Source organism: Pseudomonas sp. B21-040 (assembly GCF_024748695.1).
GTDB lineage: Bacteria > Pseudomonadota > Gammaproteobacteria > Pseudomonadales > Pseudomonadaceae > Aquipseudomonas.
The window spans coordinates 6,288,333-6,314,480 of the sequence record NZ_CP087176.1 but is presented as its reverse complement, the minus strand read 5'-3'; the positions used below and the strand labels follow the sequence as shown (position 1 = coordinate 6,314,480).

23 protein-coding genes are annotated in these 26,148 nt (G+C 59.8%); 11 read left to right on the top strand and 12 right to left on the bottom strand.

Features of this window, described 5'->3' with window-relative positions; all coding sequences use genetic code 11:
• The first annotated feature begins 181 nt into the window (after nucleotides 1-181).
• From LOY55_RS28970 to LOY55_RS28950, 5 genes are all read left to right on the top strand, one after another.
• The gene (locus LOY55_RS28970) at nucleotides 182-1,258 is read left to right on the top strand and encodes a putative 2-aminoethylphosphonate ABC transporter ATP-binding protein (protein ID WP_223522959.1); all 1,077 of its coding nucleotides are present in this window, start codon (nucleotides 182-184) and stop codon (nucleotides 1,256-1,258) included.
• Nucleotides 1,258-2,982, top strand: coding sequence for a putative 2-aminoethylphosphonate ABC transporter permease subunit (locus LOY55_RS28965; protein ID WP_223522957.1), 1,725 nt, complete (start codon nucleotides 1,258-1,260; stop codon nucleotides 2,980-2,982). The genes LOY55_RS28970 and LOY55_RS28965 overlap by 1 nt, the downstream gene beginning before the upstream one ends.
• A 38-nt stretch (nucleotides 2,983-3,020) precedes the next feature.
• Nucleotides 3,021-4,046, top strand: coding sequence for a putative 2-aminoethylphosphonate ABC transporter substrate-binding protein (locus tag LOY55_RS28960; protein WP_223522955.1), 1,026 nt, complete (start codon nucleotides 3,021-3,023; stop codon nucleotides 4,044-4,046).
• A gap of 124 nt (nucleotides 4,047-4,170) precedes the next feature.
• Nucleotides 4,171-5,304 carry a TIGR03364 family FAD-dependent oxidoreductase gene (locus LOY55_RS28955; RefSeq protein ID WP_223522953.1) on the top strand — a complete coding sequence of 378 codons (1,134 nt, stop codon included), beginning with the start codon at nucleotides 4,171-4,173 and terminating at the stop codon, nucleotides 5,302-5,304.
• The gene (locus tag LOY55_RS28950) at nucleotides 5,304-5,861 is read left to right on the top strand and encodes a phosphonate degradation HD-domain oxygenase (RefSeq protein ID WP_223522951.1); all 558 of its coding nucleotides are present in this window, start codon (nucleotides 5,304-5,306) and stop codon (nucleotides 5,859-5,861) included. The genes LOY55_RS28955 and LOY55_RS28950 overlap by 1 nt, the downstream gene beginning before the upstream one ends.
• Nucleotides 5,862-5,873: 12 nt before the next feature.
• Here the strand turns inward: LOY55_RS28950 and LOY55_RS28945 are convergent, their stop codons facing one another.
• A complete protein-coding gene (locus LOY55_RS28945) occupies nucleotides 5,874-7,250 on the bottom strand; it encodes a GTPase/DUF3482 domain-containing protein (RefSeq protein WP_109785651.1) in 1,377 nt (458 codons plus the stop codon).
• Complete coding sequence (locus tag LOY55_RS28940; protein ID WP_223522949.1) at nucleotides 7,243-8,613, bottom strand: DUF2868 domain-containing protein; 1,371 nt, start codon at nucleotides 8,611-8,613, stop codon at nucleotides 7,243-7,245. Before LOY55_RS28940 ends, LOY55_RS28945 begins: the two co-directional genes overlap by 8 nt.
• An 86-nt stretch (nucleotides 8,614-8,699) precedes the next feature.
• Here LOY55_RS28940 and LOY55_RS28935 point away from each other — a divergent pair, with 86 nt between their 5' ends.
• Complete coding sequence (locus tag LOY55_RS28935; protein ID WP_046032330.1) at nucleotides 8,700-9,212, top strand: dihydrofolate reductase; 513 nt, start codon at nucleotides 8,700-8,702, stop codon at nucleotides 9,210-9,212.
• Nucleotides 9,213-9,336: 124 nt separating this feature from the next.
• On the opposite strand, the gene LOY55_RS28930 is transcribed toward LOY55_RS28935, so the two are convergent.
• On the bottom strand, nucleotides 9,337-10,728 hold the full coding sequence (locus tag LOY55_RS28930; RefSeq protein ID WP_223522947.1) for an L-cystine transporter: 1,392 nt from the start codon (nucleotides 10,726-10,728) through the stop codon (nucleotides 9,337-9,339).
• Between the two features lie 242 nt (nucleotides 10,729-10,970).
• Here LOY55_RS28930 and LOY55_RS28925 point away from each other — a divergent pair, with 242 nt between their 5' ends.
• Both LOY55_RS28925 and LOY55_RS28920 read left to right on the top strand, forming a co-directional pair.
• Nucleotides 10,971-12,026 carry a phosphorylcholine phosphatase gene (locus tag LOY55_RS28925; RefSeq protein WP_046032332.1) on the top strand — a complete coding sequence of 352 codons (1,056 nt, stop codon included), beginning with the start codon at nucleotides 10,971-10,973 and terminating at the stop codon, nucleotides 12,024-12,026.
• 176 nt (nucleotides 12,027-12,202) lie between these two features.
• Complete coding sequence (locus LOY55_RS28920) at nucleotides 12,203-13,417, top strand: SGNH/GDSL hydrolase family protein (RefSeq protein ID WP_223522945.1); 1,215 nt, start codon at nucleotides 12,203-12,205, stop codon at nucleotides 13,415-13,417.
• A 71-nt stretch (nucleotides 13,418-13,488) separates the two neighbouring features.
• Here LOY55_RS28920 and ilvD read toward each other — a convergent pair whose 3' ends face one another.
• The 5 genes from ilvD to LOY55_RS28895 all read right to left on the bottom strand — a co-directional run bounded on the left by ilvD (nucleotide 13,489) and on the right by LOY55_RS28895 (nucleotide 20,467).
• On the bottom strand, nucleotides 13,489-15,330 hold the full coding sequence (gene ilvD / locus LOY55_RS28915) for a dihydroxy-acid dehydratase (protein ID WP_109785648.1): 1,842 nt from the start codon (nucleotides 15,328-15,330) through the stop codon (nucleotides 13,489-13,491).
• A 258-nt stretch (nucleotides 15,331-15,588) separates the two neighbouring features.
• Nucleotides 15,589-16,800, bottom strand: coding sequence for an MFS transporter (locus LOY55_RS28910; RefSeq protein ID WP_223522944.1), 1,212 nt, complete (start codon nucleotides 16,798-16,800; stop codon nucleotides 15,589-15,591).
• A complete protein-coding gene (locus LOY55_RS28905) occupies nucleotides 16,793-17,770 on the bottom strand; it encodes a diiron oxygenase (RefSeq protein WP_109785646.1) in 978 nt (325 codons plus the stop codon). The genes LOY55_RS28910 and LOY55_RS28905 overlap by 8 nt, the downstream gene beginning before the upstream one ends.
• Complete coding sequence (locus LOY55_RS28900; protein WP_223522942.1) at nucleotides 17,767-18,846, bottom strand: SagB family peptide dehydrogenase; 1,080 nt, start codon at nucleotides 18,844-18,846, stop codon at nucleotides 17,767-17,769. Before LOY55_RS28900 ends, LOY55_RS28905 begins: the two co-directional genes overlap by 4 nt.
• Nucleotides 18,847-19,270: 424 nt before the next feature.
• Nucleotides 19,271-20,467: a class I SAM-dependent rRNA methyltransferase gene (locus LOY55_RS28895; protein ID WP_007945535.1), complete on the bottom strand. Its 1,197-nt coding sequence runs from the start codon at nucleotides 20,465-20,467 to the stop codon at nucleotides 19,271-19,273.
• Between the two features lie 230 nt (nucleotides 20,468-20,697).
• On the opposite strand from LOY55_RS28895, the gene LOY55_RS28890 reads away from it, so the two are divergent.
• Genes LOY55_RS28890 through LOY55_RS28880 form a run of 3 tightly spaced genes read left to right on the top strand, consistent with a single transcriptional unit; the run spans nucleotide 20,698 to nucleotide 22,732 of the window.
• A complete protein-coding gene (locus LOY55_RS28890; protein ID WP_177412231.1) occupies nucleotides 20,698-21,513 on the top strand; it encodes an HDOD domain-containing protein in 816 nt (271 codons plus the stop codon).
• Between the two features lie 28 nt (nucleotides 21,514-21,541).
• Nucleotides 21,542-22,354 carry a bifunctional DNA-formamidopyrimidine glycosylase/DNA-(apurinic or apyrimidinic site) lyase gene (mutM, locus tag LOY55_RS28885; protein WP_046032338.1) on the top strand — a complete coding sequence of 271 codons (813 nt, stop codon included), beginning with the start codon at nucleotides 21,542-21,544 and terminating at the stop codon, nucleotides 22,352-22,354.
• A 54-nt stretch (nucleotides 22,355-22,408) separates the two neighbouring features.
• Nucleotides 22,409-22,732, top strand: coding sequence for a multidrug transporter (locus LOY55_RS28880; protein ID WP_109785642.1), 324 nt, complete (start codon nucleotides 22,409-22,411; stop codon nucleotides 22,730-22,732).
• A 139-nt stretch (nucleotides 22,733-22,871) separates the two neighbouring features.
• On the opposite strand, the gene LOY55_RS28875 is transcribed toward LOY55_RS28880, so the two are convergent.
• The 4 genes from LOY55_RS28875 to LOY55_RS28860 all read right to left on the bottom strand — a co-directional run bounded on the left by LOY55_RS28875 (nucleotide 22,872) and on the right by LOY55_RS28860 (nucleotide 26,132).
• On the bottom strand, nucleotides 22,872-23,123 hold the full coding sequence (locus LOY55_RS28875) for a YfhL family 4Fe-4S dicluster ferredoxin (protein WP_003195146.1): 252 nt from the start codon (nucleotides 23,121-23,123) through the stop codon (nucleotides 22,872-22,874).
• Between the two features lie 102 nt (nucleotides 23,124-23,225).
• Nucleotides 23,226-23,705: a pantetheine-phosphate adenylyltransferase gene (coaD, locus tag LOY55_RS28870; RefSeq protein ID WP_007945531.1), complete on the bottom strand. Its 480-nt coding sequence runs from the start codon at nucleotides 23,703-23,705 to the stop codon at nucleotides 23,226-23,228.
• A 115-nt stretch (nucleotides 23,706-23,820) separates the two neighbouring features.
• Entirely contained in the window at nucleotides 23,821-25,416 is a 1,596-nt protein-coding gene (locus LOY55_RS28865) for a GMC family oxidoreductase (protein WP_223522940.1), read from the bottom strand.
• A 170-nt stretch (nucleotides 25,417-25,586) separates the two neighbouring features.
• A complete protein-coding gene (locus tag LOY55_RS28860; protein WP_109785641.1) occupies nucleotides 25,587-26,132 on the bottom strand; it encodes a twin-arginine translocation pathway signal protein in 546 nt (181 codons plus the stop codon).
• Between the last annotated feature and the right edge of the window lie 16 nt (nucleotides 26,133-26,148).

The following is a 26,148-nucleotide window of genomic DNA, read 5'->3' as shown; positions in this document are numbered from 1 at the left end:
TCCTACAGTTGACCGCGTTCCCCTGTAGGAGCAAGGCTTGCCCGCGATGGCGTCAGTTCAGGCGCCGCATGACTTCAACCAAAATCCCCGAATACCACTATCAGTCGTTTTTGCCTCACTGCCATATGACGGACGCATTACAAATCTAGGATGGCTCTCATCTGCTTGATGAGGCCTGTCCATGAACCACTCGATCGCAACTGCCCTGACCAACCCCGGCGCCCCAATGAAAGTGCGCGGCGTGCAGAAACGCTTTGGCGCCTTCACGGCGCTGGATAACGTTTCCCTCGACGTGGCGGCCGGTGAGCTGGTGTGTCTGCTGGGCCCGTCGGGTTGTGGCAAAACCACGTTGCTGCGCTGCATCGCCGGTCTGGAAAAACAGGACAGCGGCGAGTTGTACCTGGGTGATCGCGACGTTTCCCATCTGGCCCCCCAAGCGCGGGACTACGGCATTCTCTTCCAGTCCTACGCGTTGTTCCCCAATCTCACCGTTGAAGCGAACATTGCCTACGGCCTCGCGGGCAGCGGTCGTGATGAAGTGCGTAAACGTGTCGGTCAGATGCTGGAATTGGTCGGCCTGATCGGCAGTGAGAAAAAGTACCCGGGCCAGTTGTCTGGCGGCCAACAGCAACGCGTTGCACTGGCTCGGGCCCTGGCGCCAGCGCCCTCGTTACTGTTGCTGGACGAACCGATGTCGGCACTCGACGCCCGGGTCCGCGAGCATCTGTGCACCGAACTGCGCCAACTGCAGCGCAACCTAGGCGTCACCACCCTGATGGTCACGCACAATCAGGACGAAGCCATGCTGATGGCCGACCGCATCGCCGTGATGAACAACGGCAAGGTCGAGCAGTACGCCACGCCGCAGGAAATCTACGACCGCCCGGCCACACCGTTTGTGGCGGAGTTCGTCGGCCAGGGCAACTGGTTGCCGTTCAGCCGTAGCAGTGACAGCCACGCCCAGGTCGGCGGGATGAGCCTGCGCCTGGCTGATGGCAGCGCCAAAACCGCATCGGGCCGACTGTTCTGTCGCCCGGAAGCGATCAACGTGAACCCGGTGGTGCACGAGGAAAACCTGTTCCCGGCCAAGGTTCGCGAAATCACCTTCCTAGGCAACCGCTGCCGCATGAGCTTCGAGCTCGATCAATTGCCGGGCCATGCGCTGCTGGCCGAACTGGCGCCGGAAGCCATGCCGCGCCTCGGCGCGCAGCAGATCATGGTCGCCTTGCCGCCACGCAGCCTGCAGGTGTTTGCCTGATGAGCGCGAACATCGCGCTGCCGATACCGCACAAGCAGGTTCGGCAGACCTCCCGTGCCGAGATCGGCGACCGGGTGTTCGTGGTCGGCGGCAAAGTCCTGTTGCTGGTGCTGCTCGGTGTCGCCGTGTTGATGCCGTTGCTCGCCATTTTCTGGCGTGGTTTCAGTTCCGAGGCGGGGCAGGGAGGTGGCCTGGTCGCGGCACGCGAGCTAGTGACCAGTGCGAATTTTCACTGGCTGTTGGGTAACAGCCTGAAGGTTTCCCTCAGCGTGGCGGCGATCGTCGTACCGCTGGCGTACCTGTTTGCCTACGCCCTGCAACGCACATTGATTCCCGGCAAAGGCGTCTGGCGTGCGATATCCCTGCTGCCGTTGATGGCACCTTCGATGCTGCCCGGTATTGCACTGGTCTATCTGTTCGGCAACCAGGGCATGTTGCGCGGTCTGCTCTCGGACAACATCTACGGTTTCTGGGGCATTGTGCTCGGTGAGGTCATCTACACCTTCCCGCATGCCTTGATGATTCTGCTGTCGGCGCTGTCCCTGGCGGATGCGCGATTGTTCGATGCCGCCTCCAGCATGGGCGCAAGTCCCGCCAAAGCCTTTCGCAGCATCACCTGGCCGGCGACCCGTCAGGCTGTGTTCGCCGCGTTCTGTCTGGTGTTCACCCTGACCATCACCGACTTCGGCGTGCCCGTGGTGGTCGGTGGCGACTATCAAGTGTTGGCGCTGGAGGCCTACAAAGCGGTGGTCGGTCAGCAGCAGTTTGGTCGCGGCGCATTGATTGGCATGGTCCTGCTGTTGCCGGCGCTGTTCAGCTTCGGTGTCGATGCGTGGTTGCGTCGACGTCACGGTGATTCCATGAGCGGTCGTGCCCAGGTATTCAAACCGGCGGCATCGACACTGCGAGACGGTTGCTACCTGGCCATCGTGTTGCTGATCTGCGCCGCGTTGTTACTGGTGTTCGGCATGGCGGTGTTCTCATCCCTGGTCAAATTCTGGCCGTACAACCTGTCGTTGTCGCTCAATCATTACCAGTTCAACGACACGGCGGGCGGCGGCTGGCTGGCTTACGGCAACAGCGTGAAGATGGCGTTGTGCACGGCGTTGATCGGCAGCGTGCTGATTTTTACCGGCGCTTACCTGATGGAAAAAACCAAGGGCCAGCGTGGGCTGAACCTGACCCTGCGCATGCTCAGTTTCGTACCGATGGCGGTGCCGGGACTGGTGTTGGGCCTGGGTTATGTCTTTTTCTTCAACCTCACCGGCAACCCGCTGCATGTGCTCTACGGGACTATGACCCTGCTGGTGGTCTGCACCATTGCTCACTATTTGACCACCGCACAAATGACCGCGACCACCGCGCTGCGTCAGCTCGACGCGGAGTTCGAAGCCGCCGCGCTGTCGCTCAAGGCGCCGCTGTATCGCCACTACCTGCGGGTGACGGTACCGATCTGCCTGCCGGCGCTGCTGGACATCGTGCGCTACCTGTTCGTCTCGGCCATGACCACTGTTTCGGCGGCGATCTTCCTCTACAGCCCCGACACCATCCTCGCGGCGGTGGCAGTGCTGAACATGGACGACGCCGGCAACGTTGGCGGCGCGGCGGCGATGTCGACCCTGATTCTGTTCACTTCGGCGGGCGTGTCCCTGCTGCTGGCCTGGGCCTCGCGCGGTTTGCTGCGCCGTTCCCAAGCCTGGCGGCAGACCGCGCCTGGCCATTGATTCGTACAACCCACTCAACTCAACAACAGGAAAAGATCATGTTCAAGCCCCTGGCCTTGGCCGCTGCTGTCCTCACCGCTTTCAGCCTGAACGCCTTCGCGGCGAAAACCGAGTTGACGGTGTACACCGCCCTCGAAGCCGAACAACTGAAGACCTATAAAGAAGCGTTTGAAAAGTCCAACCCGGACGTCGAAATCAAATGGGTGCGCGATTCCACCGGGATCATCACCGCCAAACTGCTGGCCGAAAAAGCTCGCCCGCAAGCTGATGCTGTCTGGGGCCTGGCCGCGTCGAGCCTGGCGATCCTCGATCAACAAGGCATGTTGCAAAGCTACGCGCCGAAGGACCTGGGCAAAATCGGCAACAACTACCGCGATGCCGCCAACCCGCCAGCCTGGGTCGGCATGGACGTCTGGGCCGCGACCATTTGCTTCAACACCGTCGAAGCCGAGAAGCAGGGCCTGGCCAAGCCCGTGAGCTGGCAAGACCTGACCAAGCCTGAGTACAAAGGAAAAATCGTGATGCCGAACCCGGCCTCGTCCGGCACCGGCTTCCTCGACGTCAGCGCCTGGCTGCAAACCTTCGGCGAGAAGCAGGGCTGGCAGTACATGGATGACCTGCACCAGAACATCGGCCAGTACGTTCACTCCGGTTCCAAGCCTTGCAAACTGGCGGCTGCCGGCGAATTTCCGATCGGCATTTCCTTCGAATACCCGGCCGTTCAGCTCAAGCGCCAGGGCGCGCCGCTGGACATCATCCTGCCGAAAGAAGGCCTGGGCTGGGAGATCGAAGCGACCGCCGTGATCAAGGGCACTCCGCATGAAGAGGCGGCGAAGAAGCTGGCTGACTTCTCGGCAAGCCCTGCGGCAATGGAACTGTACAAAGAGAACTTCGCTGTTCTGGCTCAGCCTGGCATCGCCAAGCCGCAGACCGAATTGCCGGCGGATTATGAGCAGCGTCTGATCAAGAACGACTTTGCCTGGGCTTCCAAGAATCGTGACGAGATCCTGACCGAATGGCGCAAGCGCTATGACGGCAAGTCCGAGAAAGTGGCGGCCAAGTAAGATCTTCATCGACTGACAGGGCCCCATCGCGAGCAAGCCCGCTCCCACATGATCTGTGGCGTTCACAAAACCTGTGGGAGCGGGCTTGCCCGCGATAGCGGTCTGTCATTCAGGACAAATTTCAATGACACAACACAACGACATGCTGATCGTCGGCGCCGGCATTCTCGGTCTGTCCCACGCCTACGCCGCCGCCAAACGCGGTCTGAAAGTCACCGTTTTCGAACGCAGCGAAACGCCCTTAGGCGCATCGGTACGCAACTTCGGTCAGGCATTGGTCACCGGCCAGCCGCCGGGCCCGATGCTCGAACTGGCCAGGGCCAGCCGCGAGATCTGGGGCCAATGGGCGCAACTCGCCGGCCTGCAACTCAAGCGTAATGGCTCTTACTTGTTCGCCCGTACCGAAGCGGAAGAGCACCTGCTCGAAGCTTTTTGCGCCGGTCGCGCCGTGGAATACGGCTACCGCGTCGAGCTGCTGCGCGGTGCGGCATTGCGCGATCTGTACAGCGGCCAGTTCAGCCATCACCGCGCCGCGTTGCACGGGATGGACGATCAACAACTGTATTCCCGCGAGGCGATACCGGCACTGATCGACTACCTGCGCCGCGAGCTCGGCGTCACCTTTCACTTTTCGACCCTGGTTCGCGACATCGAGCCGGGCCGCTTGCACAGTACCGCCGGCACGTTCAGCGCCGAGCAGATCATCGTCTGTTCCGGCCACGATTATCAGACGTTACTGGCCGAACAGATTGCAGAACTCAACCCACAAATCTGTCGCCTGCAAATGCTTCGCGCCCGCCCGCAGGTCAACCTCAACTTGCAACACGCCTTGCTCACCGGTTTGAGCTGCGTGCACTACGGCGCCTTTGCCGACCTGCCGGAAGCGGCGGCGGTGCAGGCGCAGATCCTGCGCGACGAGCCGCACTTGCACGAAAACGGTATCCACCTGCTAATCAGCCCGACGCCCTACGGCGAATTGATCATCGGCGACTCTCACCATTACGGCCGCGATCCATCACCGTTCAATGCCGAGCAAGTGGACAACTGGATGATCGAGCTGGCCGAGCAGACGTTGGGCTGCAACGTACAAGTGGTCGAACGCTGGCAGGGGGTCTATGGTTCACGGGGGCCGGGGCCATTTTCATTCCTGCGACCGCAGCCGGGCGTCAGCATTGCGCTGATGCACACCGGCGTCGGCATGAGCGTCGGGCCCGCGATGGCGGAGCGTAACGTGGCGACTTTATTGGGAGAGCGTTGATGGGTAGCAGTGAGCACGTGATCGCCGAAGTATTCGGCTTGTATGAACGTTTCGGCGACAGCGATTACATCGGCGAGCCGGTGTCGCAGATCGAGCACATGTCCCAGGCTGCGCAACTGGCAATGGCCGAGGGCTTCGATGATGAAGTGGTGCTGGCGGCGTTCTTTCACGACATCGGGCACATCTGCGCCGAGAGCGCCGAGAACATGGGCGGCTTCGGCGTGGTCAGCCACGAGCGATTGGGCGCCGATTACTTGCGCCGCGCCGGGTTCAGCGAACGCATGGCGCGACTGGTGGAATACCACGTGCAGGCCAAGCGTTATCTGACGCTGAAAGCGCCTGGGTACTACGAACGCTTGAGCGAAGCCAGCCGCCGCACCCTGGAATACCAGGGCGGGGTGATGACACCGGCCGAGGCTGACGCCTTCGAGCAAGACCCGTTGTGCGAAGTCAGTTTGCGCATGCGCCAGTGGGATGAGCTGGCGAAGGAAATGCAGGTGCCAGTGATCGACCTTGGGGTCTTGAAGGAAAAAGCGGCGCGACTGTTGGCGGTGTGAAGGCTGCCCCGCTTAAAGCTGTTGCGCCAACACCTCAATTTGCTCCTGGCGCTCGGCCTGATTCAATTTCGCCTGCGGATTAAGCGACGACCATTGCGGATACGCCCGTGCCTTGTTCAGTGCTTCGGGCAATTTGCCTTCGCGCCAGGTCTTGTCCTGGGGCGTGGCCACGTGAATGCTGTCCATCGCGGCATGCCCGCGCTGATTCAGCGCCTGTAGCAGTTGCCGCTGACGCAACGCCAATAACCGCAATACGCTGTCATCGACGGTCAGCTCTCGCTGGCCTTTGATTTTGCCCAGCAAACGGCTGCCATAGCTTCGCGCGGTTTGCAGCGCGCCACCGGCGATCGCTCCGGCCAAGGCTGCCGCACCCAGGGTAATGCCGCCCACCAGCAAATCGACCCCGGCGCCCGCGGCCGCACCGGCCGCGATTCCACCGCCGACCCTTACGCCGAGTTGCTTGAGGGTTTCGGGGTTGAACAAGTCATCGCCCCAGCGCCCATCGAGCAGCGGCAAGTCACTGGCCGCCGCGTCCTGTGGGCGGAAGGCGTACAGCTTGAGCAGTGCTTCAACGCAACGTTGTTCGCGCTGGCGCACGGCTTTGTGCAGTTCACCAATGGCCTGTTGTTCTTGCGCCGCGTCGCTGGCAACGCTGCGCCGGCACGCGGCGCAATCAATCAGCAATTCGGCAATCAACCGCACTGCGCTTTGCTGACGGGCGAGGCGTTGGGCCTGTTGATCGGCGATCAAGCGCTCCAGTTGCTCACGGGAGCTTTCCAGCAGGAGGGCGAGGCTTTCATAGAGTCGACGCTCACCATCCTCTGGCGGCGCGACGCTGTCGAAACGCACCAAGGCATGCAAGCCCAGGCGCGCCAACGCTTCACGCCAGGCCGGTTCGCGATGGTTGGCACTGCTGACGAAATTCAGCACCGGCAGCAACGGTTTGCCACAGCTGGCCAACACTTCCAGTTCATCGCGGTACTTGGCCAACACCGGCTCGCGGGCGTCGATCACGTAGAGGCCGGCGTCGCAGGTGAGCAGTTGGCGCAACACTTTGGCTTCCTGCTCAAAGCGCTGCCGGGCTTCGCTGCCCTCAAGGAACCGCGCCAGGCGGGCCGGGCCGTCGAGGCGTTCGCCGGGACGTTCCAGCCGTTCGAGGTAGTCGAGCAGGGCGATGGCGTCTTCCAGGCCGGGCGTGTCGTAGAGGTCGAGCAGCGGCTCGCCGTCCACCGACAACCTCGCGCCTTCGACATGGCGCGTGGTGCTGGGGCGATGGGACACTTCGCCGAAGCCGACATCACGGGTCAGGGTTCGCAGCAATGAGGTTTTGCCGACGTTGGTGTGGCCGACCACGGCCAGTTTCAACGGTGCCTTCCAGGCGTTAGTCATGACCGCTCTCCAGCCAGTTCAACGGCGCGCAATCGGCGAACGGCAGCTCCAATTGCTGCAAGGCGACATGCCAGTCCCCCAGCCGTTCGGCATCCAGCGCTTCGCCGGGCGGCGCTTGCAGCAGCCAGACGCGGGTGGCGGCCGCATTGCGCGCCAGTTCGGCGATCAGCGCCAGGCTGCCACGGTCCGGCGAGCGCCGTGGGTCGCAGGCAATCAGCAACCGCGCGGGCGGAAAGCGGCTCAGTTGTTCGAGGAGTTTGTGGCGCGATTCACGGCTGTCGAGTATGCCGGCGTTGCCCACGGTTTTCGGCAGGTGCGGTGGCCACTCGCGTTGGTCATCGAGTTCGATGGCCACCAGCAGGGCGCCGTCGCTTTGCTGATCCGTGACACCGCTTTGCACGCGATGAAGTTGCGCCGGCGCGGCATCGCTGATACCCAGGCGCTCGCTGGTGGGCATCAAGCGTTCGCGCAGTTGGGCATAACCGGGCAGGTTCAAATCCAGGTGCAATTTCGCCTGGCCGGTTTTCCAGCGCCATCGGCAAAACAGCATCAGCAGTAAGCGCGGCAACACGCCGTACACCAGCAGCACACCCACCAGCCAGGCGGCCCAGGCTTGCCGAGCGCTTTCGATGTTCAGCGCGGCATCGCCGCTGGCGCGAATCATCTCCACGCTGGGCACGCTGAAACCGATCAAGGCTGGCAGCGCGCCGAGGGCCTGAGTCATGGCGACGAAGGTGTCGCCGCTCAGGATGGTGGTTTCCCAGACGAAGCCGTAGCGTCGGGTGGCCATCAACGTCAGTAGAATCGCCAGGGCGCTGAGCATCGCCAGCAGCCACAGGCCGTTGACCAGAATACCGAGGGCCCAGCGATTGAGTTTTTGTCGCTGCAATAGCAGCAGCAGGGCCGGGGCCAGTTGTGCGGCTTTGGCATCACGCGCGAGTCTTTCACTGAGCCACAACCATAAGCGCCCGAGGGTGGCGCCGTGTTCGCCGGCGAAGACCAGGCCCAGCGCCCAACTGATCAGCAAAATCAGGTTCAGCCCGAGCAAACTGCCCAAGGCCCAGAACACATTCACCGGGGTTTGCCCGTCGCCCATCGCAGCAAACGCCAGGCCGGCGCCGCTGACCACGGCCAACACCGCCATCACGATCAGCGCCAGTCGCGCGCCTTGCAGCCAGTGCACGAGGGCATTGGCCAAACCATCGCGTTCGGCCAGCCACACGGCCCGACGTTGAATCCGTGCCGGCAGGTCGCCGCCAGCGCTGCGGGCCAGTCGGTTGGCTTCCAGATCCTCAAGCGGCCCGGCGTGTTCTTCACGCAGGCGGATGGTTTCTGTCAGCCAGAGGTTGTTCAGTTCAGTCACGCGGCATCCCGTCGCTTAGATTGAGTCGTGAGCATAACCGCTGTGGCGCTTATCGGGGTACGGATGGCTCTGGTATCCTCGCCGGCATGACTAAATCACTCCCCCTCAGCCTGATTGCAGCCCTCGGTGAAAACCGTGTAATCGGCGTCGACAACAGCATGCCCTGGCACTTGCCGGGGGATTTCAAATACTTCAAGGCCACCACCCTCGGCAAGCCGATCATCATGGGTCGCAAGACCTGGGATTCGCTCGGGCGACCGCTGCCGGGCCGGTTGAACATCGTGGTCAGCCGTCAGGTTGATCTGGTGTTGGAAGGCGCAGAAGTCTATCCATCGCTGGAAGCGGCCGTGGCGCGCGCCGAGGAATGGGCGAAAGAGCAGGGCGTCGATGAGCTGATGCTGATTGGCGGTGCGCAGTTGTATGCGCAGGGGATGGCTCAGGCTGACCGCTTGTATCTGACGCGCGTGGCGCTAAGCCCGGACGGGGATGCGTGGTTTCCGGAGTTTGATTTGAAGGAGTGGAAGTTGGTGTCGAACGTGCCGAATCCGGCCGAAGGCGACAAACCGGCGTACAACTTCGAGGTTTGGGAGAAGGCTTAAAAGCATCGCGAGCAAGCTCGGCTCCTACAGGGTTTTGAGGTGGAGCACACACCGTGTGAACACCACTGATCCCTGTGTAGGAGCCGGGCTTGCCCGCGATGGGGCCGGTCCTGTCGATGAAGATTTAAGCGTGAGCCAACGACCCATGCTCATCCGCATCCAGCAGCTCTTTATCCGTCTGCTGCATGATCTGGCTGGTGATCGCGCCCGCCGTCATCGACCCACTGACGTTCAACGCCGTGCGCCCCATATCGATCAGCGGCTCGACCGAAATCAGCAACGCCACCAGTGACACCGGCAAACCCATCGCCGGCAACACGATCAACGCGGCAAACGTCGCGCCACCACCGACACCCGCCACACCGGCCGAACTCAGCGTCACAATCGCCACCAGCGTCGCGATCCACAGCGGGTCCAGCGGGTTGATACCCACGGTCGGCGCCACCATCACCGCCAACATCGCCGGGTACAGACCGGCACAGCCATTCTGGCCAATGGTCGCGCCGAACGAAGCGGCGAAGCTGGCGATGGACTGCGGGATTCCCAGGCGGCTGGTCTGCGCTTCGATGCTCAATGGAATCGTCGCGGCGCTGGAGCGGCTGGTGAAAGCAAACGTCAGCACCGGCCAGACCTTGCGGAAGAAGCGCAGCGGGTTGATCCCGGCTGCCGACACCAGCACGCCATGGACCACAAACATCAGGCCCAGGCCGATGTAGGACACCACCACAAAACTGCCGAGCTTGATGATGTCTTGCAGGTTGGAACCGGCGACCACTTTGGTCATCAACGCCAATACACCGTACGGGGTCAGCTTCATCACCAACCGCACCAGGCGCATCACCCAGGCTTGCAGGGTGTCGATGGCGTTGATCACTTTCTGACCTTTTTCGACGTCATCCTTGAGCAATTGCAGGGCTGCGACGCCAAGGAACGCCGCAAAAATCACCACGCTGATGATCGAGGTCGGTTTGGCCCGGGCCAAGTCTGCAAACGGGTTTTGCGGAATGAACGAGAGCAACAGCTGCGGTACGTTCAGGTCGGCGACCTTGCCGGCGTAATCGGTCTGGATGGTTTGCAGGCGCGCCATTTCTTGCGTGCCGGCGATCAGGCCTTCGGCGGTCAGGCCAAACAGGTTGGTCAAACCGATGCCGATCAGCGCCGCAATCGCGGTGGTGAACAGCAGCGTGCCGATGGTCAGGAAGCTGATCTTGCCCAGCGATGATGCGTTGTGCAGACGGGCCACGGCGCTGAGGATCGAGGCGAACACCAGCGGGATCACGATCATTTGCAGCAGCTGCACATAACCGTTGCCGACCAGATCGATCCAGCCGATCGAGGCTTTCAGTACCGGATTGCCGGCACCGTAAACGGTGTGCAACGACACACCGAACACCACGCCCAGCACCAGCGCGAGCAAGACTTTTTTTGCCAGGCTCCAAGTGGTGTGACGGGTTTGTGCCAGCCCGAAGAGCAGCGCGAGGAACACCAGCAGATTGAGAATCAGCGGCAGATTCATAAGGACTCCAATAAGACTTGTGCTGGCTGCCTTCCCGGGCAGCTGCGAACCGGGAATCCTAACAGTTTGATATCTAATGAATTAATACCGAAAACAGAGGTTAACTGTCGTTTTTGGAATAAGCCGGTGTCGCTGTCAGAGATGCAGTTGGCGCGATGGGTACGGTAGCGGTCGCTGACAGACGAGGACTGTCACACTTATTTGTTAGCGTCGATGTCTTTCACATTCAGGGAGAGTCGTCGATGAAATTCATACCAAAAATACTGGCTGCAGCAATTTGCCTGGGCCTTGCCGGCCAGGTTTTCGCGACCGATTTGAAACACTGGCCTGCCGATCAGGCCAAGGCGCTGGACGCAATGATTGCCGCCAACGCCAACAAAGGTAACTACGCGGTGTTCGACATGGACAACACCAGTTACCGCTACGATCTGGAAGAGTCGTTGCTGCCGTACATGGAGAACAAGGGCCTGATCACCCGCGAGAAACTCGACCCCTCCCTGAAACTGATGCCCTTCAAAGACACTGCCGATCACAAGGAAAGCCTGTTCAGTTACTACTATCGCCTCTGCGAAGTCGACGACATGGTCTGCTATCCATGGGTCGCCCAAGTGTTCTCCGGCTTTACCCTCAAAGAACTCAAAGGCTATGTCGACGAGATGATGGCGTCCGGCAAACCGGTGCCGGCGACTTATTACGAAGGCGACGTGGTCAAGAATCTCGACGTCAACCCGCCGAAAATCTTCACTGGTCAGAAAGAGCTGTACAACAAGCTGATGGAGAACGGCATTGAGGTCTACGTGATGACCGCCGCCTCTGAAGAACTGGTGCGCATGGTCGCTTCCGATCCGAAGTACGGCTACAACGTCAAACCGCAGAACGTGATCGGCGTGAGCCTGCTGCTCAAGGACCCCAAGTCCGGCGAGTTGACCACTGCGCGCAAACAGATCACCGCGGGCAAATACGACGAGAAGGCTAACCTTGGCCTTGAACTGACCCCATACCTGTGGACCCCGGCAACCTGGATGGCCGGTAAGCAAGCCGCGATCCTGACCTACATCGATCAGTGGAAAAAACCAGTCCTGGTCGGCGGCGACACCCCGAGCAGTGACGGTTACATGCTGTTCCACAGTGTCGACGTGAAGAAGGGCGGCATCCACTTGTGGGTCAACCGCAAAGACAAATACATGACCCAGATTAACGGCATGATGGCCACAAACGCTGCGGCCCAGGCCAAGGAAGGACTGGAAGTTACGGCGGACAAGAACTGGGTGATCGTGAAGCCGGAAGAGATTCAGTAAATGCCACGATAATCGCACCCGCACAGCGTGTGGGCGCGACCGGCCCCGCAAATGCGGGGCTTTTTTGTTTGGAATAACGACGCGCAGTGGCTGTCTGCTGCCTATATTCATTGGTTAATCATTGGGTGATACGGCGCTGGGCAGTTGGCTCGGGCAACGAGCGAAGGAACGGGGGCATGCGACGATTACATCGGGTCTTTATCGCGTGGATGATCGCCGCGCTGAGCGGATACGGCTGGCTTTGCACGAGTGCGGCGGCTGAGTTGATGCCCCGAAATGATCAAGTCATTTCACCAGACGTGCCTCAAGGGGCCTTGACCCTGAACTTGAATAAACTGGTGGGCAAACTAAAGGCCTCGCGCAGCACGTCGGTCAGCATTGTGCAACTGGGCGACTCTCACACGGCTGCCGATTTGTTCTCAGGCGAAATGCGCCGACTGTTCCAGAAACAATACGGCACCGGCGGCATTGGCTTCATCGCGGCGATGCCTGTACCAGGCACTCGTTACGATCAAGTTGTTCTGTCGACGGTAGAGGGGCAATGGCGTCTGGTTTCCAGTCGCAATCAGTACAGCGGCGAGTTTCCATTGGGGGGCTATCTGTCGCTGCCCACGAGCCCGGGCGCAGGGGTGCATATCGAATCACGAGCATCGAATGACGGCATATATCGAATATCGGCGCTGTACCGTGCGCTCTTCAATAGCCGCCTGACCGCCAGTGCGGGAGGGAACTCTGCCAGTGTCGAGCTGTTGCCAACATCTGGACAGTGGCGTTTCAGCCCGGCCATCCAACCCATAAGCCTGCCGGTGGATCTGGTGATAGCCTCGAATCAGACCGTAGAGCTGGGAGGCTGGAACATCGAGTCTTTGACAGAGATTGGAGTGACGTACTCTGCATTGGGTGTTAATGGTGCGATGTTGAAGATTCTCGATAGGTGGCAAGACGGCTGGCAAAGCACCCTGCAAGCCTTGCGCCCTGACTTGCTGGTACTCGCGTATGGGGGTAATGAAGCATTTGACGACGATCTGGACCTGACACTTTATGAGGCCAGCCTGAACGAGAAGCTTGTCCTGTTGCGACGCACCTTGCCTGATATCGTGATCTTGCTAGTCGGGCCAGCAGACTCGATAAAACAACGGTCCGCTGACTCATGCGCCGGGCGCCAACCGGCAAAACTGGCTCAGATCATTCAAATTCAAAGGCAAGCAGCACTGAAGGCCGCAGCCTTGTTCTGGGACTGGCAAGCTTACATGGGCGGCGCCTGTTCAATTGAGCGCTGGCATGCAGCGCATTTGGCTCAAAATGATCTGATTCACCTGAATGGTGAAGGTTATAAAAAAAGCGCCGGCGAACTTTACGATTATCTGCAAGCCCGGCTGGTGGGGCCGTAAAGCGAGATCTCATCATCGGCCCATAAAAAGCCCCGCACTTGGCGGGGCATTTTTATTTCTACGACTGACGTTTACAGACCGTCGAGCATTGCCTTGTTACGCACGGCACCCTTGTCGGCGCTGGTCGCCAGCAGGGCGTAGGCTTTCAGGGCGGTGGTGACCTTGCGTGGACGTTTTTCCACAGGCTTCCAGCCTTTCTGATCCTGCTCGGCACGGCGCCCGGCCAGTTCTTCGTCGCTGACCAACAGGTTGATCGAACGGTTCGGAATGTCGATCAGCACCTTGTCGCCGTCCTGCACCAGACCAATCGCGCCGCCAGCAGCGGCTTCTGGCGAAGCGTGGCCGATGGACAGGCCCGAAGTGCCGCCAGAGAAGCGACCGTCGGTGAGCAGGGCGCAGGCTTTGCCCAGACCTTTGGATTTCAGGTAGGACGTCGGGTACAGCATTTCCTGCATGCCCGGGCCGCCTTTCGGGCCTTCGTAACGAATGATCACGATGTCGCCGGCCTTCACTTCGTCAGCAAGGATGCCGCGCACGGCGCTGTCCTGGCTTTCGAAGATCTTCGCGTTGCCTTCGAAGACGTGGATCGATTCGTCGACGCCAGCGGTTTTCACCACACAGCCATCGAGCGCGATGTTGCCGTACAGAACGGCCAGGCCGCCTTCTTTCGAGTAAGCGTGTTCAACGCTACGGATGCAGCCGTTTTCACGGTCGTCATCCAGGGTTTCCCAACGGGTCGACTGGCTGAACGCCGTTTGCGTCGGAATACCTGCCGGGCCGGCCTTGAAGAAGTGATGCACTGCTTCATCGCTGGTCTGGGTGATGTCCCACTTGGCAATGCCTTCGGCCAGGGTCTTGCTGTGCACGGTCGGCAGGTCGGTGTGCAGCAAACCGCCACGGGCCAGCGAGCCAAGGATGCTGAAGATCCCGCCGGCACGGTGCACGTCTTCCATGTGGTACTTCTGGATGTTCGGCGCGACCTTGCACAGTTGCGGAACGTGACGGGACAGACGGTCGATGTCGCGCAGGTCGAAATCGATCTCGGCTTCCTGGGCCGCGGCCAGCAAGTGCAGGATGGTGTTGGTCGAGCCGCCCATGGCGATGTCCAGCGTCATGGCGTTTTCGAACGCCTTGAAGTTGGCAATGTTGCGCGGCAAGACCGATTCGTCGTTCTCGCCGTAGTAACGCTTGCACAACTCGACGATGGTGCGACCGGCTTGCAGGAACAACTGCTCGCGGTCGCTGTGGGTGGCCAGGGTCGAACCGTTACCCGGCAATGCCAGGCCCAGGGCTTCGACCAGGCAGTTCATCGAGTTGGCGGTGAACATGCCGGAGCACGAACCGCACGTCGGGCAGGCGCTGCGCTCGTACTCAGCGACTTTCTCGTCAGAAGCGCTGGAGTCGGCGGCAATGACCATGGCATCGACGAGGTCGAGACCGTGGCTGGCCAGTTTGGTCTTGCCGGCTTCCATCGGGCCGCCGGAAACGAAGATCACCGGGATGTTCAGGCGCAGAGAGGCCATCAACATGCCAGGGGTGATCTTGTCGCAGTTGGAAATGCAGACGATGGCGTCGGCGCAGTGGGCGTTGACCATGTACTCGACGGAGTCGGCGATGATCTCGCGGCTCGGCAGCGAATACAGCATGCCGTCGTGACCCATGGCGATGCCGTCATCGACAGCGATGGTGTTGAATTCTTTGGCGACACCGCCAGCGCGTTCGATTTCGCGGGCGACCAGTTGACCCAGGTCCTTGAGGTGGACGTGGCCTGGTACGAACTGGGTGAAGGAGTTGGCAATGGCGATGATCGGCTTTTTGAAGTCGTCATCTTTCATCCCCGTGGCGCGCCACAATGCGCGGGCACCGGCCATGTTGCGGCCATGGGTGGATGTTTTCGAGCGGTAATCAGGCATGAAGCACTCCGGGCGGCTAATCAGGTATCAAAAGGGAAGTGAGCTTCTATTGACGTCTGGAACACTCAGAAATGGCCGTGTGTCCGGAAGTTGCCGATAACTTTGCGGGATCGCCGCGCGCTTCAGCTTGAGCTCATAAACCCGCCGGGGGATGACTGGCGATGAATGTCGCGATTCTACACGGCTGGCGTCAGGAGGGAATGCCGGCAAGCGTTGATCCCGTGCTGACGGAGCGGGCGAGATGACGACTGGCACGTATCACCCGGTATTGAGTGCCTGTTGCGTCTTGTAGTTGATGACTGCGTTCACCCCAAGCCCTGCAGCGCTCAGTGCCAGGAAGCCAAGGGCCAGAGCCGTGGTCAGGTTTTCGGGCGTCAGGTTGATCACCGAGCTGATGACGCCGCCGAACATGAAAATCAGCATGGCCCCGACCGAAGTGGAGGCCCCGGCATTCTCTGGGTGAAGACTCATCGCTTTGGAATTGGCGATTGGCCTGGCGATGGTGGTGCCGACGGTGCAAACCAGCATCGAAATCAACACCGTCGCCGCTGAAAGACCGAAGTGGCGAGTCAGCCACAGCATGATTGCGCCTGACACGGCGATCAGGCCCAGGCCGATAATGATCTGGGCGTTGGCTTGCAGGTATCGATGCAGCACGCTGGCTAATACCCCGCCCAATACGTACGCGACGCCATACAGCAGCAATGCACAGGCGAACTCATACGGTGAGAGCGCCAGGCGTTCCATGAAAATGATGGGCGAAGAAACGATGAACGAAAAATGGCAGGCGAAGGCGAGCGCCGAAATCAACCAGTACCCCATGAAACGTCCATCCGAGCACAAGCGCCAATAAGCATTGAAAAACCCTGCGTGGGATGGCTTGCGCCCGGGCGGCGTTTCCTTGAGTAGCCAATAGGCCCCGCACCAGGCAACACACGACAGAGCAATGAATACATAAAAACTGCCTTGCCAGCCAAGGCACGATTGCAGCCAGGTCCCCAACAGGGGCGAAACTGAAATGAACACTCCGCCCCCTGTCACCATCCAGATCCTGATGCGCTCCCGTTCACGACCGACGAACAGATCCTGAATCAGTGCCTGCGACAATGAAAATGCCCCGCAACCCATTGCCTGAACCATGCGAAATCCCAGGAACCAGCGGTAGTCGCTGGCGAACACGCTGCCAACCGCTCCAATAGCCGCGACAGCCATGCCTCCCAGCAGCAGCGTCTTGCGTCCCCACACATCCGATATTGGCCCGACCAGCATCACAGACAGTGCCAGACTGATGGCAAACACGCTGACAGACAGGGAAATTCCGGACGGTGAGGTCTGAAAGTAATCAGCCAGATGGGGGAAGGACGGGAGCACGACGTCGAGGGGGAAGACACCCAGCAGCGTCATGGTCATCAACAGCGTGACGGTGGCTCGACGTTTTTTGCTGAAGGCTGCATCGTTTCCTTTATTCATCAAGAAACCCGGCGCGGGTGAAGAGTTTCCGGTTGCAAGGCCGATCGAAGAAACCGGCTTTTTCCAAGGCGCCCAGGGTGGCGCTGGCCCCCGAGCGGGCGCGTTGCAGGGTGGCTTGCGCGTCGGACAGCCCTTCGATGATTTCCAGGCAGGCTGTCTCGCTGAGACCGACAAAGCGAAGGCTCGACTTCAGCCAACGCTCATCGACTTCAAAGAAAACCCGAATGAGCTCCGGCAGCAGACTCGCGCAGAACATCCGTTGCGCGCTGTTCAAGTGCAGCCACAGATAATGGAAAACTTCGCAGAAATAGCGACTGTGTCGTGCCTCGTCGGCAAGGTGATCCCTGAGCATTTCCTGAACGCCATCCACCAAGGCGTCGCGACAGATGTCGAGCAGATCCTTGGCGATGATCGTCTCGGAGACGAAGCCGGCGAGGAACCAGGCCAGTGATTTGTGCCTGTCCGGTGTGCGCTCGAGCAGGGCCTGCAGGCGGATGATTCGCTGCGGCATGACGGGCCGGTCGAACATGCCGTAGAACGCGGCAATCTGTTCGGCGAGGCTATTGGAAACGAGGGCGTGATACCCCTCGTCGGTGTAGAGCTGCAGTGCGGCGTTTTTCATCCGCCGGGGAATGCACACACCGAGGTCGTCATGGACGATGGTTTCGACAGATCGATTGACGATGCGGTGTTCGAGCAGGGTGGTGTAGTCGAGGAAGTACACCAGATGATTGGCCGATAATCGATGAGTGATCGCCCGCCCTGCGGCTTTGACGGACGGGTGATTCAAATAAGGCAGGAAGGCTGGCGGGAACCAATGCCGGGTTTGCAGTTGCTGCTCAATCTCCGGCGGCAATAAATAGGTGTGCTTACTGGTTCGCACTGCGGCGCGGTTATCCCAGTCGCCGAGGGTGAAGCGATCAGCCCAGCCGGTGGGAAGTGTTGCCTGTTCATGGCGCGAGTCGGTCATGATGGCGAGTCCTGACGGCTCAGCAGCGCTTTCAATTCCTTGCACAGCGCCTCCCCGTCGCTCTTGCCACAACCGACAAAAAACAAGGGCTGTTCGGGGTTGTCATTGAGTCCCAGCAGCGTTTCAACCTGATCGTCCGTCAGCGCTCCGGTCAACCAGGTGTTCAGGCCCAGCGAGGTGGCCACCAGCTGGAAGGTCTGGGAAATGTGCCCGGCTTCAACGTAGGCCATTCGATACGCGCGCGAGTGTTCATATTTCCACCACAACTTGTCGAACCGACTGGTGATGAACAGACCCACTGGCAGGTTATTAATGAAGTGTTGCCCGCACAGCAATTGCCCCAACGGTCGGCCGGGCAGTGGATTGACGAATCTCAGCGCATGTCCGCTTGGAAGGTAGGCATAGAGCCCGGGATTCAGGCCAATGACATTCTGTACCAGCAGGAAACCTTCGCAGGCGTTGAGCCCACCCCCGGATGGACTGGTACGTCGGGCGCCCAGCCCTTCGACACAGTTTTCGTCGATGGCATCTTCACGTTCTCGCAGGTAGCCCAGGGACAGGTATAGCAGCGTGCTGACCACCTCAAGTGAGAGGGCATCCCCGGTGAAGGTACGGCAGGTTTTCCGATCGATCAGGGTGTTTGCCAGAGAGCCTTCCGGCAGGCATGAAGGTTTCGGCAGCTCAATCAGTTCGCCTGCCAGACGTTCGACAATCCTGTTGTCGGGAGCCGGTGTGGCCAACACTTCGCTGCAATGGTCCAGATACTCTCTGGACCATTCATGAATATTTTGTGGAGTATGTTTGCAGGGAATGTTCTTGGTGCCGATATGGAATATTTTCGACAGTTCATCCCAGCCCCATTCAATAATGACGGGTGTTGAAAGTGTAAGTATTCCTGCATCAAGAAGTTGTGTGTCTATTCTGTTGCTGCTATTGAATTTGCCAGGGTTGCTGATAAGTTCTGCAAGTCGGGTTGAATGCTCAAGATCCAGTTCGTATTGTTTGTGGTTTTTGTAGTCCCAAACTATTTGTCCGGGCGTGCGCGGGAGTATGAAGAGATGAGGGTTTATCTGCATGATAGGCGTTTTGCTCTGGAGTTTTTCATAAAGAACGCTGGGTAGCCGGCACTCCCCAGCGCTTCATTTACTTAGCGTTTTTTTTGGGCAACCAGAAAAGACAGATTGGCGATGTTGTTAGCTTCCAGAGTAATTGCTTTCATGTTTTGAATTCCTTGTCATTGATAGTGAGTGTCACTTCTGTGTGACAACTTAATCATAGTTGTTAATCAGTCCTTATCAAGGGGAGATTGAGTAGGAAGGTTCTAGTAGTTTTGTCAGATCAGTCACGGGTAAGGCGGGATTTTGTAAGGCATATTCTCTGAAATAAAAAATACAGAGAAACGTCCTGCAAGTCGCACGGATTGCAAGTGTAGGAAGTTGTAAGTTTGAATATCGAATAATAGAACGGGGAACCGAGTGGTTCCCCGTCAAACCGGCCTTATCAGCTGTTTGGCAGCAGGCGGCAGGTGATGCTTTTGATGTAGCGGGTTTCGGCGATGGCCGGGTGAACCGGGTGGTCCGGACCCTGAGCGCCACGCTCCAGCAGCTGGATGTTGCGGTCCAGGTGACGGGCGCTGGTCAGCAGGATGTTTTGCAGGTCGTCTTCGGGCAGGTGCATCGAGCACGAAGCGCTCACCAGGATGCCGTCCTTGCTGAGCAGGCGCATGGCTTGCTCGTTCAGGCGACGATAGGCACCTTCGCCATTTTTCATGTCTTTCTTGCGCTTGATGAATGCCGGAGGGTCGGCCACGATCACGTCGAAACGCTCTTCGCTGGCTTTCAACTCTTTCAGGGCTTCGAACACGTCGCCTTCAATGCAGGTCATCTTGTCGGCGAAACCGTTCAGCGCGGCGTTGCGCTCGACGCCGTCGAGGGCGAAGGCTGACGCATCGACGCAGAACACTTCACTGGCGCCGAACGCGGCCGCTTGCACGCCCCATCCGCCGATGTAGCTGTAGAGGTCCAGCACGCGTTTGCCTTTGGCATACGGGGCCAGGCGAGCGCGGTTCATGCGGTGGTCGTAGAACCAGCCGGTTTTCTGGCCTTGCATGACCGGCGCTTCGAATTTCACGCCGTTTTCTTCCAGCGCCACCCACTCCGGCACCAGACCGAACACGGTTTCGACGTAGCGGTTGAGGCCTTCGGCATCACGGGCAGCGGAGTCGTTCTTGAACAGAATGCCGCTTGGCTTGAGCACTTGGGTCAACGCGGCGATCACGTCTTCTTTATGAGCTTCCATGGTCGCCGAGGCGATCTGCACCACGAGGATGTCGCCAAAACGGTCGACCACCAGACCCGGCAGCAGGTCGGAGTCGCCGTAGACCAGACGGTAGAACGGCTTGTCGAACAGACGATCGCGCAGCGACAGGGCGACGTTGATACGGTGAACGAGCAACGACTTGTCCAGCGGCAACTTGATGTCACGCGACAGCAGGCGGGCGCAGATCAGGTTGTTCGGGCTCATGGCCACGATGCCCAGCGGCTTGCCGCCGGCTGCTTCGAGGATCGCCTGATCGCCGGCCTTGAAACCGTGCAAAGGCGTGGCGGCTACATCGATTTCGTTGCTGTAGACCCACAAGTGGCCGTTGCGCAGGCGACGGTCGGCGTTGGCTTTGAGGCGCAGGCTAGGCAGGGACATGACGTCGCTCCGGAAAAAAGAGCGGGAGTATAGCGTGTTGCGCAAGGCCACGGTTTGGCGGATGGACATGCGGTGAAGGTCGCGGCTGAAGATGAAACTTCAACAGATGGACCGTCCAAGGTGTCGGATCCAACTTTTAGAAGCTAGAATCTGCGCCTGGCCCAGAGTGTGTACTTATGTCCCAAGAGCTGACTACCGAACAGATTCAACAGTCCCTGCAAGGCATCAGCGTGCCCGCCCAGCCGCAAATCATGGTGGATTTGCAGATGGAGCAGTACATGCCCGACCCGGACCTGGAAGTGATCGCGAAGCTGATCTCCCAGGACCCGGGCCTCTCTGGCTCCTTGTTGAAAATCGTCAACTCGCCGTATTACGGCTTGAGCAACAAGATCACCTCGATCCAGCGTGCGGTGAACCTGCTGGGCAGTCGTTCAATCATCAACCTGATCAACGCGCAGTCGATCAAGGGTGAGATGAATGACGACACCATCGTTACCTTGAACCGTTTCTGGGACACGGCTCAAGACGTGGCGATGACCTGCCTGACGCTGGCCAAGCGGATTGGTGCGCAGGCCGGCGATGAAGCGTATGCCCTGGGGTTGTTCCACGATTGTGGCGTGCCGTTGATGCTTCAGCGTTTCCCTGAGTACATGACCGTGCTCGAACAGGCTTACGCCAATGCCGGCCCCGAGTGCCGAGTGGTGGACACCGAGAACCGGGTGTTCAACACCAACCACGCCGTGGTCGGCTACTACACTGCCAAGTCCTGGCGTCTGCCGGACCATGTGACCGCCGCTATCGCCAATCACCACAACGCGTTGGCGATCTTCAGCGATGAGTCGTCGCGCAATGCCCAGCTCAAGAATCTGCTGGCGATCCTGAAGATGGCCGAGCACATTTGTGCGTCCTACCGGGTGTTGGGCAACCAGACCGAAGACCACGAATGGAACAGCATCGGGCATCTGGTGCTCGACTATGTCGGCCTCTCGGACTACGACTTCGAGACGCTCAAGCAAACGATTCGCGACCTTGGCACTCACCGCTGAGTGTTGGATAGCCTGATTCGAGTGCGCCATGCCTGAACTGCCAGAAGTCGAAACCACCCGCCGCGGGATTGCGCCGTACCTGGAAGGCCAGCGGGTCTGCCGGGTGATCGTGCGTGACCGGCGTTTGCGCTGGCCGATTCCCGAAGACCTCGATGTGCGCTTGTCCGGGCAGCGCATCGTGCTGGTGGAACGGCGTGCCAAGTACCTGCTGATCAATGCCGAAGTCGGCACACTGATCAGCCATTTGGGCATGTCGGGGAATTTACGCTTGGTGGAAGCCGGACTGCCGGCGGCCAAGCACGAGCATGTGGATATCGAGCTGGAGTCCGGGCTGGCGCTACGTTACACCGACCCGCGCCGGTTTGGCGCAATGCTCTGGAGCCTCGACCCGCTTAACCACGAATTGTTGATTCGCCTGGGGCCGGAACCGTTGACCGACCTGTTCGACGGCGAACGCCTGTTCCAGCAGTCGCGCGGGCGATCCATGGCGGTCAAGCCGTTCATCATGGATAACGCAGTGGTGGTGGGTGTCGGCAATATCTACGCGACTGAAGCGCTGTTCGCCGCCGGCATCGATCCGCGCCGCGAAGCCAAAAGCATCTCCCGGGCGCGATATTTGAAACTGGCGATCGAGATCAAACGCATCCTCGCCGCGGCCATCGAGCGTGGCGGCACCACCCTGCGCGACTTCATCGGGGGTGACGGTCAGCCGGGTTACTTCCAGCAGGAACTGTTTGTGTACGGTCGAGGCCATGAGCCCTGCAAGGTCTGCGGTACAGAACTGCGGGATGTGAAGCTCGGCCAGCGCGCCAGCGTCTTTTGCCCACGCTGTCAGAGCTGAAAAACCCCACGGTCTATAGTCAGTGTTCTCACTGCCTCGCATAAGGACCGTGCCATGAGTCTTTTTCGAACCCTTGCCGTTGTTTTGCTGTTGAGCGTGAGTACCTCCGCGCTGGCGTCCAGCAGTGGCAGTGGCGATCCGCTCTACACCATCCACAATCCTCCGGCGTACGCCATGATCGGTGATTTGCTGATTGCCCGACCTTTGTTGGTCGTCGCGACGGTGATTGGTGCGGGCGTGTTTGTGGTGTCTTTGCCGTTTACCGCGCTGGGTGGCGGGGTGGGCGATGCGGGACAGGCGTTGGTCGTTGATCCGGCGAAAGCCGCATTCGTGCGATGCCTGGGGTGTATCGGGGAGGGGTTTGAGCAGCAGGAATGAAGGCAGTTATATCTTTGGTGTGGCTGATGGCCTCATCGTCGGAACGCCGCCCGGAGCAAGCTCGGCTCCTACAAGTTCACGCGATCAACTGTAGGAACCGAGCTTGCTCGCGATGGCGGCATGGCAGGCAGAAAAAATCTCAAGCCTTGCCAGTAATTTTCCGGTACTTCTCCATCAGTTGCTCTTCTGTCTCCGGGTGCGCTTCGTCCAGTGGAATGCAATCCACCGGGCACACTTGCTGGCACTGAGGTTCGTCGTAGTGGCCGACGCACTGTGTGCACAGGTTCGGGTCGATCACGTAGATCTCTTCGCCTTGGGAAATAGCGGCGTTCGGGCACTCGGGTTCGCAGACGTCGCAGTTGATGCAATCGTCGGTGATGATCAGGGACATGCTAACTCCAGCCAGGGCGACAGGCCCGGGCGCAATAAACCAATGCGCACAATTGTGCCGCATTGGCGCCCGCAGTGCACGCAGGCGCCGATTCAACGGTCGTTACTTCTTGAAGCGCTCGGTGAGGGCATCCGCCACCGCAGGGTGGACGAACTTGGTGATATCGCCGCCAAGCGCTGCGATTTCACGGACCAGCGTCGAGGAAATGAACGAATAACGCTCGGACGGTGTAAGAAACAGGCTTTCTACATCCGGCGCCAGCTGGCGGTTCATGTTGGCCAGCTGGAATTCGTATTCAAAGTCCGACACTGCGCGCAAGCCACGCAGGAACACGTTGGCGTTCTTCTCTTTGGCGAAGTGCGCGAGCAGCGTCGAGAAGCCGACGACTTCAACGTTCGGCAGGTGTTTTGTGACCTCGCGGGCCAGCTCCACACGTTGCTCCAGAGGAAACAACGGGTTTTTCTTCGGGCTGGCGGCGACGGCAATGATGACATGATCGAACAGGCGCGCGGCGCGTTCGACCAAGTCGCCATGGCCCTTGGTAATAGGGTCGAAGGTACCTGGGTACAACACTCGGTTCATCGCGTCGTCCTGGCGGGAGTCCGTTGGGGAGTCGGATGGTATCGCAGCCTTCCCGGTCGGCCAAGTCGCCTGTTGGGTAAGAAAGCACTATAGACGATACGAATATTCTCCATTCTTATGGGTTTTTCAAACGTTCGGCCAGCGAAGTGGCCAATTGCGCTGTCAGCCCATAGACCGACAATTGCGGGTTCGCACCAATGCTGGTGGGAAACAGTGAGCCATCATGGATCGACAGATTGCTCAGTTGATGATGACGTCCAAGGCTGTCGGTCACGGCGTTTTTCGGATCTTCGCCCATCGCGCAACCGCCCATCACATGGGCACTGCCCAGGCGTGTGCGATACAGCTCAAGGCTCAAGCCATCGATCAGCGTGCGTGCTTCAGCCAGGGTTTTCACGTAGCGAGCGTCGGCGTGCATGGGCATGACCGCACTGGCGCCGCCGGCAAACTGGATCTCGGCCATGCTGTGAAAGGCTCGGCGCAGGCCCTCCCAGGCATAGGGCGAGACCTGATAGTCGAGCACCGGCGTATTGTCGCCGCGCAGCTCGACGCTACCGCCGGTGCTCTCTGGATGAAAACCGTCGCGCAACAGCGCCAACATCGCATGGGTATGGGGCAGGTGCTCCATGTGCTGGGCGTTTTCCGTGCCGAAACCACCAAGCAGGGTCGTCGCCAGCGCCGGGTGCAGCGGCGGGACTTCAAGTTTGTAGGACATCTTGCCGGTGGTGCCGTCCTGCCATTGGAAATGGTCGGAATAGATCGACTGGGGCGCGCCGTAGAACGGGTTGACCACCTCGTCGAACAAGGCGGCGGACATGTTCACCAAATGCAAAAACGTCCGTTTGCCCAGGCGTTTATGGGGATCGGGCGCGTCGGAACGCAGGAGCAGCGCCGGGCTGTTGATGCCGCCGCCGGCCAATACGAAATGCCGCGCCTTGACCGTGATCGTGCGTCCGGCCGGCGCAACGCAACGGTCATCCATCGCAACGCACTGCAAGCCGGTGACTTTGCCGTCCTTGATCGATAGCTGTTGCGCGCGGGCCAGGTACAACAGCTCACCACCTTTTTCCAGCGTGGCGGGAATGGTCGTGACCAGCATCGATTGCTTGGCGTTGGTCGGGCAGCCCATGCCGCAATAGCCCAGGTTCCAGCAGCCACGCACGTTGCGCGGAATGACGTGCCAGCTGTAACCGAGTTTTTCACAGCCTTTGCGGATCACATCGTTGTTGGCGTTGGGCGGCACCCTCCACGGTGCGACACCGAGGCGTTGTTCCATTTTCTCGAACCACGGCGCCATTTCGGCGGGGGAGTGGCCTTTGACATCGTGCTCCTTGGCCCAGTGTTCGAGCGTCGGGGTCGGCGTGCGAAAGCTCGACGTCCAGTTGATCAGCGTGGTGCCGCCCACGGCCCGGCCCTGGAGGATGGTGATCGCGCCATCCTTGCTCATGCGCCCGATGCCTTCCTGATAGAGGCTGGTGTAGGCCTGGTCTTCGAGCATCTTGAAGTCGCTGCTGGTCTTGAGCGGGCCTTCTTCGATCAGCAGCACTTTGTAGCCGGCCGCACTGAGGATTTCAGCCGTGGTACCACCGCCGGCACCGCTGCCGATGATCGCCACATCCGCTTCGAGGGTCAGGTCTTGGGTCAGTTGCGAGCCATTGTAGGTTTTCCAGCCACGGGACAGGCCTTCTCGGAACGGATCGGGTACAGGCATCTTCAAGTTCTCTTTTTATTTTGTTTTTGGTGGTGAGGCGACTGGCGCCATCGCGGGCAAGCCCGGCTCCCACAGGATTTGAGGTGGGCCACCCTTTTATGAACGACTCAAACCCCTGTGGGAGCCGGGCTTGGTCTGGGCGGCATTCCGACGAGAGGGGCGCCTCGGTCTCAAACGGCAGGCGGCCCGGGATATCCGCAATGCACCCACGACTCCGCCCGGCTGTACCACGCCATCATCACCAGTTGCAGCAATGAGCTATGCCCCATGCGCAACAAGCTCAATGAACTGTTTTCCCAACGATCGAGAAAATGCCGGATCTCTTCGCTGCTGGCGTTTTCCCAACTGCCCCAGATGCCGGTCAGCGGGCCGCGCGTCACCGTCATTCCCAGCACATCGAACAATTGCTGGGTCAGCTTGAGCATTTCCGGCGACAGGTGATTCAAGGCGTTATCCAGGCAGTGCAAGGTCTCGTCGACCGATGCCGGCATCTTCCCGGCGGCGACGCTGCCCTCGAGCATCACCGGGATCAGTGCGCGCAAAAACAGCAGATCGCCGCTGCGCAGGATCACGAAGCCGTTCGCCGCAACACTCGACGAGCAGCCGCTGAGGCTCGCACCCAGTCCGGCGGTGGCGAGAAAGGCGGTGGCGCCGAGGCTGAATTTCAGCAGGCCGCGCCGTGACAGCGCGGGTGTATCGGTCAGGCTTGGGCTCATTATTGTTTTTACCCGG